The following is a 5063-nucleotide window of genomic DNA, read 5'->3' as shown; positions in this document are numbered from 1 at the left end:
TCTACTGAGCCAAATGGCGCGGTCACCACTCATAGGGTCACAAGCTCTCAGGATGACGGGTTTGGCGGCGATGCTCGGAAGACACCCCTAATACGCTTCCTTTGCGTCGGCTTCCTCGCTGGTTTGCACCAGTTCCAGACTCTTCTCGACCTTGCCGAGCAGGCGTCCGAGATCGCGGCGCTCCTGTGCGGACAGGCAGGAGAGGATCTCCTGCTCCTTGCGCAACAGGCGCGGGATCAGCTCCTGGTAAAGCTCCAGGCCCTGCTTCGTCAGCTGCAGGCGGAATTCGCGGCGGTCGTCCTCGTTCTCGACGCGCTCCACGATCTCGCGCTCCATCAGCGCGGAGACCGCGCGGCTGATGGTCGATTTATGCGTGCGTGTGCAATGCGCGATGAATTGCGCACTGCAGGCTTCGTTGCGGAAGCCCAGCGTCGCGAGCACGCGCCATTCGGGAATGTCGAGGCCGTAGCGCGCTTCATATTCGACCGACAGCGCGGAACTCACCTCGGCGGCCAGCCGGTTCAGCCGGAATGGCACGAAGTTGAAGAGATCGAGTCGCTTCTTCCTCAGCGCGACATCGTCGCGCGGATCGGACTCAACCGTGGGGCGCGACCGGGGCGGCGGCTGGCTTGCAGAGATCCTTGCCAAAAATTTCTCCAATTTGAGTTGACGGCGGGCCCGGCCGGGAGTTTAAGATAGTTGCAGGTGAGACTAATTTAGCAAGCTCCCGCCCCGGTCGCAAGGTCGTCGCGCAAGACCAAAGACGGAAACCGGCCGCTCCAGGGAACATCCAGGGTCACGCAATGGCACAAGCCAAAACCCAGTTCGGCTATCGCCGCCATCCCGATCAGGACCGGGCAGGCGGCAATGTCGCGGAGCACCCCATCGTGGTGGTCGGCGCCGGTCCGGTCGGGCTGTCGCTCGCGATCGACCTGGCGCAGCGCGGCCAGCGCGTGGTGCTGCTCGACGATGCCGACCGGATCGGCGAAGGCTCGCGCGCGATCTGCTTCTCGAAGCGCTCGTTGGAGTTCTGGGACCGGCTCGGCGTCGGCGACCGCATGGTCGACAAGGGCGTGGTGTGGAGCGTCGGCAAGATCTTCCACGGTGCCTCCCAACTCTATCAGTTCAATCTGCTGCCGGAGGAGGGCCACAAGCGGCCGGCCTTCATCAACCTGCAGCAGTTTTATGCCGAGGCCTATCTGGTCGACCGCGCCGGGCAGTTGCCCGAGGTTGATCTGCGCTGGCGCAACAAGGTGATCGCGCTGGAAAGCCGCAACGACCGCGTCGCGCTGACGATCGCGACCCCGGAAGGCTCCTACCAAGTGCACGCGACCTTCGTGATCGCTTGCGACGGCGCCCGTTCCCCGCTGCGCCAGATGGTCGGCGCGGAGTTCGCAGGCCAGGTGTTCGAGGACCAGTTCCTGATCGCCGACGTCAAGATGACCGCGGCGTTCCCGACCGAGCGCTGGTTCTGGTTCGATCCGCCGTTCCATGCCGGGCGCTCGGCGCTGCTGCACAAGCAGCCGGACGACATCTGGCGGATCGATCTGCAGCTCAACCCGGACGCCGATCCGGTGGCCGAGAAGCTGCCGGAGAACGTCCGGCCGCGCATCGAGCGCATGCTCGGCCACGACAAGTTCGAGTTCGAGTGGATCTCGCTCTACAAGTTCCAGTGCCGGCGGATGGCCAAGTTCATCCATGGCCGCGTGATCTTCGCCGGCGATTCCGCGCATCAGGTGTCGCCGTTCGGCGCGCGCGGCGCCAATTCCGGGCTGGAGGACGCCGAGAATCTGGCCTGGAAGCTCGATCGCGTGCTGCGCAAGCTCTCGCCGGAAAGCCTGCTGGAGAGCTATCACATCGAACGCAGCGCGGCGGCGGATGAGAATATCCGCGAGTCGACGCGCTCGACCGACTTCATGGCGCCGGTGACGCGGCAGGAGGCGCGCTTGCGCGAAGCCGTGCTGTCGCTCGCCAAGGAAACCGATTTCGGCAAGCGCATGGTCAATGGCGGGCGGCTCTCGGTGCCCTCGGTCTATGAGACGCCGCTCTCGACCGAAGACAAGGATGCCTGGCGCGGCGGTCCGCGGCCGGGCACCTCGATGCTCGACGCGCCGCTTGGGGATCGCGACGGCGGCTCCATTTATCTGACCGACGCCTTCATCAAGCAGGGAACGCGCTTCACGCTGCTGGAGTTTGGCAATGGTGCAGCCGACGACGTACCCGATGGCGTCGGCACGATCCGGATCGGCGGCGAGGGCGGCCTCGTCGATACGAGCGGGTTTGCCGGCAAGCGCTACGACGCCGAGCCCGGCACGGCCTACCTGCTGCGGCCGGACGGTTATGTCGCCGCGCGCTTCCGCAAGGCGCAGCGGCCGGCGCTCGATGCAGCGCTGGCGCGTGCGTCAGGCCTGAATTGAGGTTTCGCCCATGGCGCTGTCGACCAGTTCGAACTTCGCAAAGCCCGACGACGCCTTCCGCGCCATCGTCGAGGCGCATCGCGGCCTGACTGAAGCGCAAAGCGCCGATCTCGATGCCGTGCTGGTTCTGGTGCTCGCCAACCACATCGGCGACATCGACGTGCTCCGGGAAGCGATCGTGCTGGCCAAGCGGCGGATGCTCGATACCAGCCAGCAGCAACAGCAACAACAGCAATAGATACCGACTTGAACGAACAGGATTGAACTGATGGCCAAAGGTTTTGCGTCAACCACCGATCTCGCGGAGAAGAAGATCACCTTCTCCGAGATCGGGTCCGATCTCTACGCTTTCACCGCTGAAGGCGATCCGAACACCGCCGTGATCGTCGGCGACGACGGCTGCCTCGTGTTCGACGCGCAGGCGACGCCCGCGATGGCCAACAAGGTGATCGAGCGCGTGCGCAAGGTCACGGACAAGCCGATCAAATATGTCGTGTTGTCGCATTATCACGCCGTGCGCGTGCTCGGCGCGTCCGCCTATCATGCGCAGGGCATCGTCGCCTCGCAGGAGACCTACCGGCTGATCCAGGAGCGCGGCAAGCAGGACTGGGATTCCGAGTACGGCCGCTTCCCGCGCCTGTTCCAGGATGCCGCGAGCATTCCCGGCCTGACCTGGCCGACGCTGACCTTTGAAGGCGAGATGTCGATCTATCTCGGCAAGCGCGAGGTGCGGCTGGTGCAGCTCGGCGCGGGCCATACCTCCGGCGACATCGTCGCCTGGGTGCCGGATGCCGAGGTGATGTTCACCGGTGACCTGATCGAATACCACTCGGCCTGCTATTGCGGCGACGCGCATTTGCGCGAATGGCCGATGACCCTGAACGAGATCCGCGCCTTCAATCCGAAGGCGATCGCGCCGGGCCGCGGCGATGCGCTGACCGGCCTTTCGACCACGCGCGATGCGATCGCGATGACCCGCGATTTCGTCACCTCGCTCTACAATGTCGCCGAATCCTCGATCGCCAAGGGGCGCACACTGAAGGAATCGATGGCCGCGACGCGCGAGGTGATGGATCCGAAGTTCTCGAGCTTTGCAATCTACGAGCACTGCCTGCCGTTCAACGTCTCGCGCGCCTATGACGAGGCGTCCGGGATCGACGACCCCGTGATCTGGACCGACAAGCGCGACCAGGAAATGTGGGCCGCTCTGCAAGGAGGAGGATCATGATGAACATCAACACCTCGCCTGATCAGATCGTGCGCAGCTCGGGCCAAGTGACGCCGGGCTACATGTCCGGCTTCGGCAACAGCTTTGAGACCGAGGCGCTGCCGGGTGCGTTGCCGATGGGACGCAACTCGCCGCAGCGCTGCGCCTACGGGCTCTATGCCGAGCAACTGTCCGGCTCGCCCTTCACGGCGCCGCGCGGCACCAATGAGCGTTCCTGGCTCTATCGCATCCGTCCGTCGGTGAAGCACTCCGGCCGCTTCACCAAGGTCGATGCCGGGCTGTGGCGCACCGCGCCGTGCCATGAGTACGACATGCCGATCGCGCAACTGCGCTGGGATCCGACGCCGCTGCCGAAGGGAGACGTCACCTTCCTGCAGGGTGTGCAGACCATGACGACGGCGGGTGACGCCGACACCCAGGCCGGCATGGCCGCGCATGTCTATCTCATCACCAAATCGATGGTGGACCAGCACTTCTACAACGCCGACGGCGAGCTGATGTTCGTGCTGCAGCAGGGCAATCTGCGCCTGGTCACCGAGTTCGGCCGCATCGATGCCGAGCCCGGCGAGATCGTGGTGATCCCGCGCGGCGTCAAGTTCCGGGTCGAGATTCTGAACGGTCCGGCGCGGGGCTATCTCTGCGAAAACTACGGCGGCGCCTTCACGCTGCCGGAGCGCGGCCCGATCGGCGCCAACTGCCTCGCCAACTCGCGCGACTTCCTGACGCCGGTCGCCAGCTACGAGGACAAGGACACGCCGACCGAGCTCTACGTCAAATGGGGCGGCTCGCTGTTCAAGACCACGCTGCCGCATTCGCCGATCGACGTGGTCGCCTGGCACGGCAACTACGCGCCCTACAAATACGATTTGCGCACCTTCTCGCCGGTTGGAGCGATCGGCTTCGACCACCCCGATCCCTCGATCTTCACGGTCTTGACCTCGCCGTCGGAGACCGCGGGCACCGCGAATATCGACTTCGTGATCTTCCCGGAGCGCTGGATGGTGGCGGACAACACCTTCCGGCCGCCGTGGTACCACATGAACATCATGTCGGAGTTCATGGGCCTGATCTACGGCGTCTACGACGCCAAGCCGCAGGGCTTTGTTCCCGGCGGCATCAGCCTGCACAACATGATGCTGCCGCACGGCCCCGATCGCGACGCCTTCGAGCATGCCAGCAACGGCGAGCTGAAGCCGGTGAAGCTGACGGGTACCATGGCGTTCATGTTCGAGACCCGTTTCCCGCAGCGCGTGACCGAGCATGCGGCGAAGTCGTCGACCCTGCAGGATGATTATTCGGATTGCTGGAAGGGACTCGAGAAGAAGTTCGATCCGAGCAAGCCGTAGGCACTTACCCTCCCCTAGGAGCCTGTCTGAGTAGTGACTGGTCAAGAGGGTGCGAGTCTGATTCCCTACGTA

At 64.4% G+C, this 5063-nt stretch carries 5 protein-coding genes; 4 read left to right on the top strand and 1 reads right to left on the bottom strand.

Features of this window, described 5'->3' with window-relative positions; all coding sequences use genetic code 11:
- Positions 1-87: 87 nt before the first annotated feature.
- Entirely contained in the window at positions 88-648 is a 561-nt protein-coding gene (locus tag ACFFWD_RS18480; protein WP_376967615.1) for a MarR family winged helix-turn-helix transcriptional regulator, read from the bottom strand.
- 155 nt (positions 649-803) lie between these two features.
- Here ACFFWD_RS18480 and ACFFWD_RS18475 point away from each other — a divergent pair, with 155 nt between their 5' ends.
- Genes ACFFWD_RS18475 through hmgA form a run of 4 tightly spaced genes read left to right on the top strand, consistent with a single transcriptional unit; the run spans position 804 to position 4991 of the window.
- The gene (locus tag ACFFWD_RS18475) at positions 804-2417 is read left to right on the top strand and encodes an FAD-dependent oxidoreductase (RefSeq protein WP_376967613.1); all 1614 of its coding nucleotides are present in this window, start codon (positions 804-806) and stop codon (positions 2415-2417) included.
- Positions 2418-2427: 10 nt separating this feature from the next.
- Entirely contained in the window at positions 2428-2655 is a 228-nt protein-coding gene (locus ACFFWD_RS18470) for a DUF2783 domain-containing protein (protein ID WP_376967611.1), read from the top strand.
- A gap of 30 nt (positions 2656-2685) precedes the next feature.
- Positions 2686-3645 carry an MBL fold metallo-hydrolase gene (locus ACFFWD_RS18465; RefSeq protein WP_376967609.1) on the top strand — a complete coding sequence of 320 codons (960 nt, stop codon included), beginning with the start codon at positions 2686-2688 and terminating at the stop codon, positions 3643-3645.
- Positions 3645-4991: a homogentisate 1,2-dioxygenase gene (hmgA, locus tag ACFFWD_RS18460; RefSeq protein ID WP_376967617.1), complete on the top strand. Its 1347-nt coding sequence runs from the start codon at positions 3645-3647 to the stop codon at positions 4989-4991. The genes ACFFWD_RS18465 and hmgA overlap by 1 nt, the downstream gene beginning before the upstream one ends.
- The last annotated feature ends 72 nt before the right edge of the window (positions 4992-5063 follow it).

Origin of the sequence: Bradyrhizobium erythrophlei (assembly GCF_042430365.1) — a bacterium.
Classification (GTDB): Bacteria; Pseudomonadota; Alphaproteobacteria; order Rhizobiales; family Xanthobacteraceae; genus Bradyrhizobium; species Bradyrhizobium erythrophlei.
This window is presented reverse-complemented; position numbering and strand designations above follow the sequence as displayed.